This is a genomic window from Cyanobium gracile UHCC 0281 (assembly GCF_034931305.1).
Taxonomy (GTDB): Bacteria; Cyanobacteriota; Cyanobacteriia; order PCC-6307; family Cyanobiaceae; genus Cyanobium; species Cyanobium gracile_A.
Genome location: NZ_JAYGHY010000020.1, coordinates 18,609 through 31,372, shown reverse-complemented (window position 1 = coordinate 31,372; position 12,764 = coordinate 18,609). Strand labels below are relative to the sequence as shown.

At 70.7% G+C, this 12,764-nt stretch carries 13 protein-coding genes; 4 read left to right on the top strand and 9 right to left on the bottom strand.

The window, feature by feature from the left end; all coding sequences use genetic code 11:
* Positions 1 to 38: 38 nt before the first annotated feature.
* On the top strand, positions 39 to 1,286 hold the full coding sequence (locus VB739_RS08110) for an NAD(P)/FAD-dependent oxidoreductase (protein WP_323356585.1): 1,248 nt from the start codon (positions 39 to 41) through the stop codon (positions 1,284 to 1,286).
* Positions 1,283 to 3,475, top strand: coding sequence for an FAD-dependent oxidoreductase (locus tag VB739_RS08105; RefSeq protein ID WP_323356584.1), 2,193 nt, complete (start codon positions 1,283 to 1,285; stop codon positions 3,473 to 3,475). The genes VB739_RS08110 and VB739_RS08105 overlap by 4 nt, the downstream gene beginning before the upstream one ends.
* On the opposite strand, the gene VB739_RS08100 is transcribed toward VB739_RS08105, so the two are convergent.
* From VB739_RS08100 to VB739_RS08075, 6 genes are all read right to left on the bottom strand, one after another.
* A complete protein-coding gene (locus VB739_RS08100) occupies positions 3,437 to 3,985 on the bottom strand; it encodes a TspO/MBR family protein (protein ID WP_323356583.1) in 549 nt (182 codons plus the stop codon). The two genes, VB739_RS08105 and VB739_RS08100, sit on opposite strands and share 39 nt — an antisense overlap.
* Positions 3,982 to 4,353, bottom strand: a complete 372-nt coding sequence (locus tag VB739_RS08095; protein WP_323356582.1) for a VOC family protein — start codon at positions 4,351 to 4,353, stop codon at positions 3,982 to 3,984. The genes VB739_RS08100 and VB739_RS08095 overlap by 4 nt, the downstream gene beginning before the upstream one ends.
* A 46-nt stretch (positions 4,354 to 4,399) precedes the next feature.
* Positions 4,400 to 5,776, bottom strand: coding sequence for a bifunctional UDP-N-acetylglucosamine diphosphorylase/glucosamine-1-phosphate N-acetyltransferase GlmU (gene glmU, locus VB739_RS08090; RefSeq protein ID WP_323356581.1), 1,377 nt, complete (start codon positions 5,774 to 5,776; stop codon positions 4,400 to 4,402).
* 29 nt (positions 5,777 to 5,805) lie between these two features.
* A complete protein-coding gene (locus VB739_RS08085; protein ID WP_323356580.1) occupies positions 5,806 to 6,732 on the bottom strand; it encodes an MnmC family methyltransferase in 927 nt (308 codons plus the stop codon).
* Positions 6,707 to 8,023, bottom strand: a complete 1,317-nt coding sequence (gene aroA / locus VB739_RS08080; protein ID WP_323356604.1) for a 3-phosphoshikimate 1-carboxyvinyltransferase — start codon at positions 8,021 to 8,023, stop codon at positions 6,707 to 6,709. Before aroA ends, VB739_RS08085 begins: the two co-directional genes overlap by 26 nt.
* Positions 8,024 to 8,109: 86 nt before the next feature.
* Complete coding sequence (locus VB739_RS08075) at positions 8,110 to 8,439, bottom strand: DUF2605 domain-containing protein (protein ID WP_323356579.1); 330 nt, start codon at positions 8,437 to 8,439, stop codon at positions 8,110 to 8,112.
* Positions 8,440 to 8,533: 94 nt separating this feature from the next.
* On the opposite strand from VB739_RS08075, the gene VB739_RS08070 reads away from it, so the two are divergent.
* Positions 8,534 to 9,220: a DUF547 domain-containing protein gene (locus tag VB739_RS08070; protein ID WP_323356578.1), complete on the top strand. Its 687-nt coding sequence runs from the start codon at positions 8,534 to 8,536 to the stop codon at positions 9,218 to 9,220.
* Positions 9,221 to 9,223: 3 nt separating this feature from the next.
* Here VB739_RS08070 and VB739_RS08065 read toward each other — a convergent pair whose 3' ends face one another.
* A complete protein-coding gene (locus tag VB739_RS08065; protein ID WP_323356577.1) occupies positions 9,224 to 9,967 on the bottom strand; it encodes a TIGR04283 family arsenosugar biosynthesis glycosyltransferase in 744 nt (247 codons plus the stop codon).
* Between VB739_RS08065 and ubiG the strand changes: the two genes are divergently transcribed.
* Positions 9,942 to 10,727 carry a bifunctional 2-polyprenyl-6-hydroxyphenol methylase/3-demethylubiquinol 3-O-methyltransferase UbiG gene (gene ubiG / locus VB739_RS08060; protein ID WP_323356576.1) on the top strand — a complete coding sequence of 262 codons (786 nt, stop codon included), beginning with the start codon at positions 9,942 to 9,944 and terminating at the stop codon, positions 10,725 to 10,727. The genes VB739_RS08065 and ubiG overlap by 26 nt on opposite strands.
* On the opposite strand, the gene VB739_RS08055 is transcribed toward ubiG, so the two are convergent.
* Positions 10,696 to 11,142 (bottom strand): Rrf2 family transcriptional regulator, encoded by a 447-nt coding sequence (locus VB739_RS08055; RefSeq protein WP_323356575.1) that lies wholly within the window; start codon positions 11,140 to 11,142, stop codon positions 10,696 to 10,698. The genes ubiG and VB739_RS08055 overlap by 32 nt on opposite strands.
* Positions 11,142 to 12,716 (bottom strand): UbiD family decarboxylase, encoded by a 1,575-nt coding sequence (locus VB739_RS08050; protein ID WP_323356574.1) that lies wholly within the window; start codon positions 12,714 to 12,716, stop codon positions 11,142 to 11,144. Before VB739_RS08050 ends, VB739_RS08055 begins: the two co-directional genes overlap by 1 nt.
* Positions 12,717 to 12,764: the final 48 nt, after the last annotated feature.

Below are 12,764 nucleotides of genomic sequence, written 5' to 3'. Positions count from 1 at the left end.
TACCCGGTGATGCCCCCTCCCCTGGCCGGAGACACGTGATGGGAGCCCAGCGAATCCTGGTGCTGGGCGGTGGCTTTGCCGGGCTCTGGAGCGCCCTTGCGGCCGCCCGCCAGCTCGACCAGCTGGGGATCAGCCCGGACAGCATCGAGGTGCTGCTGGTCAACCGTGACGCCTTCCATGGCATCCGCGTGCGCAATTACGAAGCCGACCTCTCGCCGCTGAGGGTTCCCCTGGAGGCCGTGCTGGCTCCCGCCGGTGTGCGCTGGCTGGTGGGGGAGGTGGGCTCCCTGGACACGGCCGCCCACACCGTCAGCGTGCTGAGCGCGGCGGGCCCCCAAGTCCTTGGCTACGACCGGCTGGTCTTCGCCCTCGGCAGCCAGCTGCTGCGGCCTCCGGTCCCTGGCTTGGCCGCCCATGGCTTCGATGTCGACACCTATGGCGGTGCCTCCCGGCTTGCGCAGCACCTGGAGGCCTTGGCGGAGCGTCCCGAGGGTCCGGGCCGCTTCACAGCCGTGGTGGTGGGGGCCGGCCTGACCGGGATCGAGGCCGTCTGTGAACTGCCGGCACGGCTGCGGGCCGTGCAGGAGCGCGCCGGTCTGGCCGGGCCGGTGCGCGTCGTGCTGGTGGACCACAACCCCCAGCTGGGCTCGGACATGGGGGACTCGGCCCGGCCCGTGATCGAAGAGGCCCTGGCCGCCCTGGGCGTGGAGCTGCGGCTCGGGGTTCGGGTGGACGGCGTCGATGGGGCGTCGATCCGCTTCGATTCCGGCGAGGTCCTGGTCGCAGACACGGTGGTCTGGTGCGCCGGCCTGCGGGCCAGCCCACTCACCGCCGGCTGCGGGGTGGCCACCGATGCCCTCGGCCGGTTGCCGGTCGACGCCGCTCTGCGGGTCGAGGGGCTGAGCGTTGTGTTCGCCGCCGGCGACAGTGCCCGTCTGGCCCTGGAGGACGGCCACAGCACGGTCATGTCCTGTCAGCACGGCCGGCCCATGGGCCGGTTTGCCGGGCACAACGCCGTCTGCGATCTGCTGGGTCTGCCGCTGTTGCCGCTGCGGATCGACTGGTACACCACCATCCTGGATCTGGGTCCCTGGGGGGCCCTCTACACCGAAGGCTGGGACCGTCAGGTTGTCGCCACCGGGGAGACGGCCAAACGCACCAAGCGGCTGATCAACGGCCAGCGCATCTATCCCCCCCTGAGCGGCGACCGGGCCGAGATCCTCGCCGCCGCCGCTCCGGTGGTCCAGCGCCCACCACGGCTCCAGCCCCAGGGGGGGCAGCCATGAGCTCACCAGCCCAGGAGAATCCCCCCGGCGCACCCGTGCGGCGCCTGCTGGCGATCGCCCTTGTGCTGACCGGGGTGATTCTGTTGTTCAGCCAGGGCTGGTATCGCCAGCTGGATCTCGCCGCCCTGCAGGCTTCCCGCGCCCAGCTGCTGGCCTGGCGGCAGGCGGCTCCGCTGGCCAGCGCCGCCGCCTTCGTGGCCGTCTACGTGCTGGTGACGGGGCTGTCCCTGCCCGGCGCCACCGTGCTCACCCTGGCGGGCGGTGCCGTCTTCGGCCTGCTGCAGGGCACGCTACTGGTGTCGCTGGGCTCCACCCTCGGCGCCACGGCGGCCTGCCTGCTGGCCCGCACCCTGTTGCGGGAACCGGTGCGGCGCCGCTTCGGCCATCGCCTGGGTCCGATCGAGGCGGGCGTCCGCCGCGACGGCACCGCCTATCTGCTCAGTCTGCGGCTGGTGCCGGTGGTGCCGTTTGTGCTGGTGAACCTGTTGATGGGGCTCACTCCCATGCCCCTGCGCTCGTTTGCCGTCGTGTCCCAGCTGGGCATGCTGCCGGCCACCCTCGTCTACGTGAACGCCGGCACCCAGCTGGCCCAGCTCACCAGCCTGAGAAGCCTGCTCTCGCCGGCCCTGCTCGGTTCCTTCGCCCTGCTGGGCCTTCTGCCCTGGATCGTGAAGCTGCTGCTGAGCCGCTGGCGGCTCTGGCGGCTCTACCGCCCCTGGAGCCGGCCGCGTGTGTTTGATCGCAACCTGATTGTCATCGGCGCCGGGGCGGCGGGCCTGGTCACCGCCTACATAGCCGCCACCGTGCGGGCCAAGGTGACGCTGGTGGAGCGGCAGCGCATGGGCGGCGACTGCCTGAACACCGGCTGCGTGCCCAGCAAGGCCCTGATCAGCAGCGCCCGCCTCGCCGCCCGCCTGCGCCATGCCGACCGCTACGGCCTCACCCCGCAGGAGCCCCAGGTGGATCTGCGCCGGGTGCTGGAGCGGGTGCGGGCGAAGGTGGCGGCCGTTGCCCCCCACGACAGCGTCGAGCGCTACACCGCCCTAGGGGTGGACGTGCGGCTCGGCCAGGCCCGCCTGATCAGCCCCTGGGAGGTGGCGATCACCGCCGCCGATGGCAGCGAGACCGTGCTGTCGGCCCGCGCCATCGTGCTGGCCACCGGCGCCGCGCCGGTGATCCCGGCGGTTCCCGGCATCGCTTCGGTGCGGGTGCTCACCAGCGAAACGCTCTGGGACGCCCTGGCCGAGCACCCGTCCCCGCGGCCCAGCCTGGTGGTGCTGGGCGGCGGCCCGATCGGCTGCGAGCTGGCCCAGGCCCTGGCCCAGCTGGGCCTGACCGTGACCCTGCTGCAACGCAACGCCCGGCTCCTGCCCCGGGAAGACCCCGAGGTGGGGGCGCTGGTGCGCGAGGTGCTGGAGCGCGATGGCGTGCGGGTGCACACCGGTTGCCGGGTGGAGCGCGTTGAGCCTGGGCCGGCCGGGGGCGTGCGCGTGCTGGCCGCGGTGGACGGCCCTACCGTCTGCCTTGAGGCCGACGAGCTGCTCTGCGCCGTGGGCCGCCAGGCCCGTCTGGAGGGCCACGGCCTCGAGGCCCTGGGCATCCCCACCGGCCGCACCATCACCACCAGCCCCCACCTGCAGACCCTCTTCCCCAACATCTATGCCGCCGGCGATGCGGCCGGCCCCTGGCAGTTCACCCACACGGCGGCCCATCAGGCCTGGTATGCGGCTGTGAACGGGCTGTTTGATCCGGTGCGCTTCGCCGTCGATGGCCGCGTCATTCCCCGCACCACCTTCACCGACCCGGAGGTGGCCCGGGTGGGGCTCAGCGAATCCGAGGCGGTGGCGCAGGGGGTGGCTTTCGAGGTCACCCGCTTCGAGATGGCCGAGCTGGATCGGGCCATCGTCGAATCCGCCGAGACAGGCTTCGTGAAGGTGCTCACCGTGCCCGGCAAGGACAGGATCCTGGGGGTCACGATCGTGGCGGAGCAGGCCGGGGAGCTGCTGGCTGAATTCGTGCTGGCGATGAAATGGAACCTGGGCCTGGGCAAGGTGATGGGGGCGATCCACGCCTATCCCACCCTGGCGGAAGCCAACAAGTACGCCGCCGGAGCCTGGAAGAAAGCCCATGCGCCCCAGCGCACCCTGGCCCTACTGGAACGGTTTCACACCTGGCGCCGGGGCGGCTGAAAGGAACGGATCGACGTTGTGCAGGGCCACGCTCACCGCCACGGCACTGGCCAGCAGCAGCCACAGCAATCGAAGTCCGATCAGTCCGGCGGCGGGCCGATCCAGCCCGGCCGCCGCCACCACGCTCACGGCGGCCACCCCCAGCCCCGCCACCGTATCCACCGCTGCCAGCACCGGGCTGTGCAGCCAGAAGAAGAAGGTGGTGAACACGGCGAACAGCAGCCAGCCCACCGCTTCCGAGACCAGCACCAGCCCCCGGCGCCGTGCGGCGCCGTCTGGCCCATCCAGGTTGGCCACCCGCCCGAGTGCCACCAGGGAGGTGATGTTCAGCACCAGCCACAGGGGGGCGAACAGCCAGTCCGGCGGGGCGTAGGGGGGCAGGCAGAAGCTGGTGTAGAACGCGGCATCTCCCAGCACCCCCGCCGGCCAGAAGCTGATGGCATTGGCGGCCACGAGGATGGCAGCGCCATGCCACCAGCGGAAGCGGGCGGCAGGGACCGATGACGTCACGCCTGGGAGTGGAGCCCGATCGTGTTGCCCTCGGTGTCGAGCACCAGGCTCATGAAGCCATAGGCACCGATCGACATCTTCGGTTTGAGCACCGTGCCGCCGGCGCCCGCCACCCGGCTCTCCTCCACGGCGCAGTCGTCACAGTGGAAATAGATCAGGGTGCCGCCACCGCCCGGGGCCATGCCCTCCATCTTGGCCAGGGCGCCTCCGGCCCCCACCTGATCGTTCTGCATCGGGAAGGCGAAATACTCCATCCCCGCGTCGCCCATCGATTCCAGGGCCACTTCGAACACGGCCTCGTAGAAGGCCCGGGCCCGGGCCATGTCGTTGACGTAGAGCTCGAACCAGATGACAGGGTTGACAGCCATGGGTCCAGCGTGATCACAGACTGAGACTAGGCCAGAAATCCGGGATTCAGCCCGCCACCCCCTGCTGCTGGCGGGGGTTGGCGACGCCCCAGTTCTCCTTCACCAGCTGGCGGGCCCGGCCCAGGGCCAGGGCCCCGGCGGGCACGTCCTTGGTGAGGGTGGAGCCGGCCGCCACCGTCACACCGGCACCGAGGGTGATCGGCGCCACCAGCACCGAATTGGCGCCGGTCTTGCTGCCAGCGCCGATCACGGTGCGGTGCTTGTGCACCCCGTCGAAGTTGGCGGTGATCGTGCCCGCCCCCACGTTCACATCGGCGCCCAGGTCGGCGTCGCCCAGGTAGCTGAGGTGGTTGGCCTTGCAGCCCTCCCCCAGCTGGCTGTTCTTCACCTCCACGAAATTGCCGATGCGGCAGCCGGCGCCCAGGTGGGTGCCGGCCCGCAGCTGGGCAAACGGCCCGATGACGCAGCCGCGCTGCACGTGGCTGTCCCGAAGTACCGAATGCACCACCTCCACCTCGGCGGCCAGGTGGCTGTTCTCGATCAGACAGCCCGGGCCGATGCGGCAGCCCTCGCCGATGCTGGTGACGCCGCGAAAATGGCACTGGGGCTCCACCAGCACGTCGCGGCCGAAGCGGGTGTGTTCGCTGAGGGTGCAGCTGGCAGGATCGGTGAAGCTCACCCCCTCCGCCATCCAGTGGCGCCGTAGCCGGTCCTGCAGCACCGCCTCACAGTGGGCCAGCTGCTCCCGGTCGTTGATGCCGGCCACCTCATCCGGGTCGTCCACCGCCAGATGCATGGCCGGGCGCAACAGGGCCACGGTGTCGGTGAGGTAAAGCTCGCCCTGGTCGTTGTCGCTGCTCAGCTGGGGCAGCACCGCCGCCAGCCGTGCCCAGTCGAAGCAGTAGATGCCGGCGTTGGTGAGGGTGTTGCCGAGCTGCTCGGCATTGCAGTCGCGGTGCTCCACGATGCCGCTCACCTGGCCCGCCCCATCGGCGAAGACGCGGCCGTAGCCGCTGGGGTCGCTCAGGCGGGCGGTGAGCAGGGTCACCGCTGCGCCACTGGCACGATGGCTGGCCAGCAGCTGCTCCAGGGTTTCCGGCCGCAGCAGCGGCACATCGCCGTTGAGCACCAGCAGCTCCCCTTCGAAGCCGGCCAGGGGCTGGAGCAGTTGCTGCACCGCGTGACCAGTGCCGTTCTGGGGCTGTTGCAGCACGAACTCCAGGCCTTCCACGCCAGCCAGGGTGCGCTCCACCCGTTCGGCCTGGTGCCCCACCACCAGCACCTGGCGGTCGGGGGCGAGCAGATGGCAGCTGGCCAGCACCCGTTCCACCAGGGTCGCGCCGGCCAGGGGCTGGAGCACCTTCGGCAGGGCACTCTTCATGCGGGTCCCTTTCCCGGCGGCCAGGACGGCAACGGCGAGCATCGGCGGCGGCGGGGCGTCTGCGCCGGAATCTACCGGTGTCCTTCGGAGTGGCCCAGTCCGCTGGGCTCTGTCGGCGGCCGCAGCCGCCCCGGTGGGGCGGGGCTGCGCTCCTGCTCCCGGCGCCGACGCTTCAGGATCTCGGCGGCGCTGGCGTTGCCGCTGGGGTCCCGGTAGGGAAGGCCGGCGCGGCTGGCGAGGTGCTCCCGTTCGAAGGGCTCCAGGGGCCGCAGGGCTGGATGGGGGGCCAGGAGGGAGAGGCTGGCGACCGTTCCAGCGCTCCAGCGCCTGGATCCGCCCCCGAACGGCCGGATCGCCTGGACGTCCACACCCAGATCCAGCAGGCAGCGGCGCACCGCCGCCGCAGAGCTGTAGGTGAGCAGGCGGCCATCGGGCCGCAGCAGCCGCACCAGCCGCTCCAGAAACTCCCGGCTCCACAGCTGGGGGCAGCGGCTTGGGGAAAAGGCATCCAGCAGCACCAGGTCGCAGCAACCCGCCTGGGTGGCCAGCAGCTCCGGCAGCCGGCGGCGCGCATCGCCGAGCCGCAGGCGCGGGCCGTTGCTGAGCTGTTCCAGACGGCGGATCACCCCGGCCGGCCACTGGGCCCGGAAGCCGGCATCCGCCAGCGCCAGGGCCAAAGGCCGCCGGTCCAGTTCCAGGCCCCACCAGTCCAGCTCCAGGCCTGCGGCCGCCGTCGCCGCGAGCAGAGCGGCGGTGTTGGTGCCGGTGCCGACGGCCACCTCCGCCACCCGCAGCTGCCGGCCCGGGGCGAAGCGTTCCAGCGCCGCCGGCAGCACGAACTTCTCCTGGGCCTCGCGCAGGGCGCCGGCGGCACTGTGGAAGCCTTCCCCGACGCCGCGGCTGTAGAGGCTGAAGCTGCCATCGCGACCCAGCCGGGGCAGCAGCTCGGGCCCAGGGCCGGTCTCTGCCGGCTCAGTGGCGCAGGCGGGCCAGGTCATCCCAGAAGCCGGGGTAGGAGACGGCGGCCGCCTCCGGCCGCCCCAGGCGGGTGTCGCCGCGGGCCACCAGGGAGGCCACCGCCAGGCTCATCGCCACGCGGTGATCGGTTTCGCTGTCCACCTCGGCCCCGTGCAACGGGGTGGGCCCTTCGATGCTGAGGCCATCGGCGTGCTCTTCGAGCCTGGCTCCCATCAACGTCAGCTGGCGGGCCATTACCGCCAGGCGGTCGGTCTCCTTGACCCGCAACTCGGCGGCGCCGCTGATGCGGCTGACCCCCTCGGCGCAGCAGGCCGCCACCGCCAGCACCGGGATCTCGTCCACCAGGCGGGGGATCATCGCTTCCTTGATGCGGAACGCCCGCAGGGGGCCGTGCTGCACCCGCAGATCCCCCACCGGTTCGCCGGCCACATCACGGGCATGGAGAACGCTGAGGCGGGCGCCCATGGCCGCCAGGACATCGAGGATGCCGGTGCGGCTGGGGTTGAGGCCCACGTTTTCAACCGTGAGATCGGCCCCCGGGGTGATCGCCGCCGCCACCAGCCAGAAAGCGGCCGAACTGATGTCGCCGGGCACCACCACCGTCTGACCCCGCAGGGCGGGGCCGGGCCGGACGGTGATGAAGCGTCCCAGGTCCCCCCCCACCTCCAGGTCGGCGCCGAAGGCCCGCAGCATGCGCTCGCTGTGGTCGCGGGTGGGGGCCGGCTCGATCACGGTGGTGGGCCCCTCGGCGGTGAGGGCCGCCAGCAGCAGGGCACTTTTCACCTGGGCCGAGGCCACCGGCGTGCCGATCACGCTGCCGTGAAGGGGCTGCCCCTGCACGGCCAGGGGAGCCAGGTTGCCGCCCTGCCGGCCGTGGATCACCGCCCCCATCTGGGCCAGGGGGTCCCCCACCCGCCCCATCGGCCGGGAGCGCAGGGAGGCATCGCCGTTGAGCACGAAGTGGCGTCCTTCGCGGCCAGCCAACAACCCCAGCATCAACCGCATGGTGGTGCCGGAATTGCCGCAGTCGAGCACGTCGGCGGGCTCCCGCAGCCCATCGAGGCCCACGCCCTCCACGGTCACCGGCTGGCCGGCGCTGATCGCCGACACCGCCACACCCATGGCCCGCAGGCAGGCGGCCGTGCTGAGGGGGTCCTCGGCGGGCAGCAGCCCCTCAATGTGGGTGGTGCCCTCGGCGATCGCCCCGAACAGGAGCGAGCGGTGGGAGATCGATTTGTCTCCGGGCACCGTCACGCGGCCCCGCAGGCTGCCGCCGGCCGGCAACACCAGGGGGGCCGGTCGGGCGGCCACGCTCGTATCGACACCCGCGGAGGAGGACAAGAGCTGTTGCGCCAACTGGTGAGATCCTATGGAGCGGCCGGTTCCGGCCCCCCCGGTCAGGGTCGAATGCCGATCGCCCGCAACTTGGCCGACAGGCTCCAGACCTCCACCACCAGCCGGTGCCAGGGGGTGATCGTCTCCATGGACAGGCCCATGGGCTTGGGAGCGGCGGCCCGCAGGGACCGCGCCGCCGTCAGGGAACGGCGCGCTTCATCGAGCCGCCCGCGCAGGTCGGCCTGCTCGCCGGCGGCCATCACCGTCTCCGGGCAATGCTCCAGCAGCAGCAGACCGCGATCGAAGGACTCGGCGTAGTCCTGCAACAGAGGCACCAGGATCTCCTCCAGAAGCGGGCCGGTGGGATCAGGCAGGGAGGGGGCGGGAACCATGGCTCCAGCGTAGGAATCGTTGCCGTGGCGGCCCCGGTACGGATCACCAGTCCGCGGCAGGGGCATGGAACGATGGGTCTGGAAGGGTTGTTCCATGACTGATGTCGCCGCCTGGGATGGCCTGCTCCGCCGCCACGTGGACGACCGCGGTCGGGTGGACTACGCCACCTGGCAGCGCCAGGGTGCGGCGGAACTGGAGGACTGGCTGGCGGCCCAGCGGCCCTTTGATCCTGAGCCTGGCTCCAGGGCCGAGGCCATGGCCCTGTGGATCAACCTCTACAACGCCCTGGTGATCCGCCAGGTGCTGGCCCGCTTCCCGTTGGCCTCGATTCGCCCCACCATCGCGGGGGTGCCCAACTGGCCGGCGTTCCTGGTCTTCTTCTCCCGGCCGGTGATCAGCCTGCAGGGCCAGCCCCTCAGCCTCAACCGCATCGAGCACGAGATTCTTCGGCCTCGCTTCGGCGACCCCCGTCTCCATTTCGCCCTGGTCTGCGCCGCTGTCGGCTGCCCTCTGCTGCGGCCGGAGGCCTACCGGGCCGAGCGGCTCGAGGCCCAGCTGGAGGAGGACGCCCTGCGCTTCCTGCAGCATCCGCACAAACTGCGCTTCGATCCGGCCAGTGGTCGCCTGTCCGTCAGCCGGATCTTCCAGTGGTACCGCCGCGACTTTCTGGCGGTGGCGCCCTCGATCCCCGCCTATGTGGGCTGCTACCGCCCGGAGCTGGCGATGCCGGCGGGCGCCAGGCTCAGCTACCTCCCCTACGACTGGGCCCTCAATGGTTGAGGCTCAGTCGCGGATCTCGCCATAGAAGCGCTTCAGCCGCGCGGCCGGCACGCCCAGGCCCCACAGCAGTCCGATCATCAGGTAGATCCCTGTGGCCTTCCAGGACCCGCAGCGCGCCACCCTGCGGTCGGAGGATTCCACCACCCGGTTGAGTTGACGGATGCGGCCCAGCCGGCCCAGCCGCTCGCAGAGATCGGCGTCCTCCATGATCGGCAGGGTGTCGTCGAAGCCCCCGCAGCGCTCGAAGTCGCGCCGCCGGCAGAACATCACCTGGTCACCGAACAGCACCCGGAATCCCTTCAGGACGTAGCGGTGGGGCCGGAACAGCAGCGCCGCGTAGTGGGTCTTGAGGGCGTTGTGCAGGCTCACGCCCCAGCGGGTGCTCCAGGTGCCCCGCATCAGTGAAATGAAGCCCCCGCAGCTGGTGGCCGGGTCGGCCAGGGTGGCGGTCACCAGCTGCACCAGATCCGACGGCACCAGGGTGTCGGCGTGAACGAAGCAGAGGATCTCGCCGCGGGCCTCAGCCGCCCCCCGGTTCATCTGCACCGCCCGCCCCACTGGCTGGCAGCGGATCACCCGGCAGCCGTGAACATGGGCCCTGGCCAGGGTGGCATCGGTGCTGCCGCCATCCACCACGATCACCTCATCGGCCGCCGGATCGAGGATCTCCAGCTGGTTGAGCGTGCGTCCCAGGTGACCGGCTTCATTGAGGGTCGGGATAATGATCGAAACCGACGGCGCCGTCACCTTGTTGCGCAACAATCTTTCATTCTACGATCAACAGGCGGCCGTCTGGTGGGAGGAGAGCGCCACCATCTTTCCGCTCCATCAACTGAATCCACTGCGCTTTGTTTACTTCGACCAGTTCGTTCCCCGCTGGCGCCATCTTCGCGTGCTGGATGTGGGTTGCGGCGGCGGCTACTCCTGTGAATTCCTGGCGCACCGGGGCGCCCGTCTTAGCGGAGTGGACCGTTCCGGCCCCTGCATTGAAGCGGCCCGGAGCCATGCAGCCGCGTCGGGTCTGGAGATCGATTACCGGGTGGGACTGGCGGAACAACTTCCGTTCGCCACCGGATGTTTCGATGTGGTGATCTGCGTCGATGTGCTGGAGCATGTCGATCGACCGGACGCCGTGATCGCGGAGATCGCCAGGGTTCTGGCCCCCGGTGGAACGTTCTGCTTCGACACCATCAATCGCACTTTCCGCTCCCGGATCACCATGATCTGGCTGCTGGAGACACTGTTGCGGCTGATTCCGGCCGGCGTTCATGACTGGGAGAAGTTCGTGACACCGGAGGCCCTTGAGGATTGGCTGCTGGCCACTGGATTCAGCGCCATCAGGATGCAGGGCATGGATCTCTTCGGCCGTGGTCCGCTGCGCACCCTGGGCCGGCTGCTCCACTACCTGCGCACCGGCGGCTTCCAGGTGGCCTTCGACCAGGATCTGGCCGTCATGTTCATCGGTGCGGCCCGCCTCAGCCCAGCAGCAGCCCCCCGGTTTCGCTGAAGGCCGCCCGGGCGCTGCGCAGATCAAAGAGCAGGTCCTCCAGGGTCAGTCGGTCCAGTTCCCGCTCCAGGGCCTGCAGCAGGCGTCGGTTGAGCACCCGGGTCACCCGGTCGCTGGGCTGGGGGTCTTCCTCCGGTTCCGTGGCGGCCATCAGGCTGGCGGCCGGGGCGTCCACCGCCGCCAGAATCGTGGCCAGGGGCAGGTCGGCGGGCAGGCGCCGCAGCCGGTAGCCCCCCTGCCGGCCCCGCCGCGACTCCACCAGGGCAGCCCGGCGCAACTTGAGCATCAGCTGCTCCAGCATCGGGGCGGGCAGGTCCTGGGCCTGGGCGAGGGCGTTGACCGACTGCCAGCGCGGTGGATCCAGGGCCAGTTCCAGCAGGGCCTTGAGGGCGTAGATGCCGCTGCGGCGCAGCATCAGCGGCCAGCGGCGAGGCGCTCCAGCACGTGCTCCAGGGTGTAGCCGAACAGGGCGGGATCCGGCTCGCCCTGGCCCAGATCGTCGAGGCCCAGTTCGCTCCAGCGGCCATCCACCCGCGCCTCCAGGGCAGCATCCCGGCCCAGGGCCTGGCCCCAGTCGTGGCGCTTCTCCGGGCCGATCTTGGTGGTGGCATCGATCGCCAGGCGTCCCCCGAGCCCCAGTCGTTCGCTGGCGAAATCGAGCGAGTCGAAGGGGGTGTCCTCCAGCACGAACAGGTCGCGCTGCGGATCCACCTGGGCGCTGATCGCCCAGATCACCTGGCGCGGGTCGCGGATCGCGATCGACTTGTCGACCACCACCACGAACTTGGTGTAAGTGAACTGGGGCAGGGCGCTCCAGAAGGCCATGGCCGCCCGCTTGGCCTGGCCCGGGTAGGCCTTGTCGATGGCGATCACCGCCAGCTTGTAGCTGAGGCCCTCCATCGGCAGGAAGAAGTCGACGATCTCTGGAATCTGCTGGCGCAGGATCGGCGTGTAGATGCGGTTCAGGGCGATCGCCAGCATCGCCTCTTCCTTCGGTGGACGGCCGCTGAAGGTGGTCAGGAAGATCGGCTCCCGGCGCTGGGTGACGCAGTGGAAGCGCACCAGGGGCGAGTCCTCCTCACCGCCGTAGAAGCCCATGTGGTCGCCGCAGGGGCCATCGGGGAGAACCTCGCCTGGGGTGATCGTGCCCTCCAGCACCACTTCGCTATGGGAGGGCACCTCCAGATCGAGGGTTTTGCAGCGGGCCAGTCGCACGCCCTCCCCCGCGTAGAGGCCGGCGAACAGCCATTCGCTCAGCTGCACCGGAATCGGCGTCGCCGCCGCCATCACCAGCAGCGGGTGAACACCGATGGCCACCGCCACTTCGAGCTTGCGGCCCATGGCCGCCGCCTTGCGCAGGTGCCGGGCGCCGCCCCGCACGCTCAGCCAGTGCACGGTGGCGCTGTTGATCGACTGGCGCTGCAGCCGGTACACGCCGACGTTGGGGACGCCGGTTTCGGGGTCCTTGGTGATCACCAGCCCGAGGGTGATCACCCCGCCCGCATCCCCCGGCCAGGGGCGCAGCAGGGGCAGCTGCTCAAGGTTCACCTGGTCGTCCCGGAACACCTGCTGGTGGCAGGGGGGGGTGAGGTCGAGGTCGGGCCGGGCCCGCACCAGATCCCAGAACACCCCCCCGAACTTCATCACCTCCTTGAGGCCCTTCGGCGGCCGGGGCTGCTGCAGCAGGGCCAGGCGCTCCCCCAGGGCTTCGAGCTCCTCGGGCCGTTCCATGCCCATGCTCCACAGCACCCGTTCCACCGTGCCCATCAGGTTCACCGCCACCGGCATGGGGGAGCCGATCACGTTCTCGAACAGCAGGGCCGGGCCGCCCAGGGCCAGCACCCGATCGGCGATGGCCGCCAGTTCCAGATCCGGATCCACCGGCGCCGTGATGCGCCGCAGCTGGCCACGCTTCTCCAGCAACGCCAGGAAATCGCGCAGATTGCGCTGCCGCCCGAGCGCCTTGCCGCTCCCGATTCCCTCGGCCACCACCCTCGCCACCGTCGTCCTGCGCCGTCGAGCTGCTGCCTACTGTGA

Excerpts from the sequence above, each read along its gene's own strand:
- VB739_RS08110 (WP_323356585.1), top strand. The coding sequence starts at position 39 with ATGGGAGCCCAGCGAATCCTGGTGCTGGGCGGTGGCTTTGCCGGGCTC.
- VB739_RS08070 (WP_323356578.1), top strand. The coding sequence starts at position 8,534 with ATGACTGATGTCGCCGCCTGGGATGGCCTGCTCCGCCGCCACGTGGAC.
- VB739_RS08095 (WP_323356582.1), bottom strand. The coding sequence starts at position 4,353 with ATGGCTGTCAACCCTGTCATCTGGTTCGAGCTCTACGTCAACGACATG.
- glmU (WP_323356581.1), bottom strand. The coding sequence starts at position 5,776 with ATGCTCGCCGTTGCCGTCCTGGCCGCCGGGAAAGGGACCCGCATGAAG.
- VB739_RS08105 (WP_323356584.1), top strand. The coding sequence starts at position 1,283 with ATGAGCTCACCAGCCCAGGAGAATCCCCCCGGCGCACCCGTGCGGCGC.
- VB739_RS08085 (WP_323356580.1), bottom strand. The coding sequence starts at position 6,732 with ATGACCTGGCCCGCCTGCGCCACTGAGCCGGCAGAGACCGGCCCTGGG.
- VB739_RS08075 (WP_323356579.1), bottom strand. The coding sequence starts at position 8,439 with ATGGTTCCCGCCCCCTCCCTGCCTGATCCCACCGGCCCGCTTCTGGAG.
- ubiG (WP_323356576.1), top strand. The coding sequence starts at position 9,942 with ATGATCGAAACCGACGGCGCCGTCACCTTGTTGCGCAACAATCTTTCA.
- VB739_RS08055 (WP_323356575.1), bottom strand. The coding sequence starts at position 11,142 with ATGCTGCGCCGCAGCGGCATCTACGCCCTCAAGGCCCTGCTGGAACTG.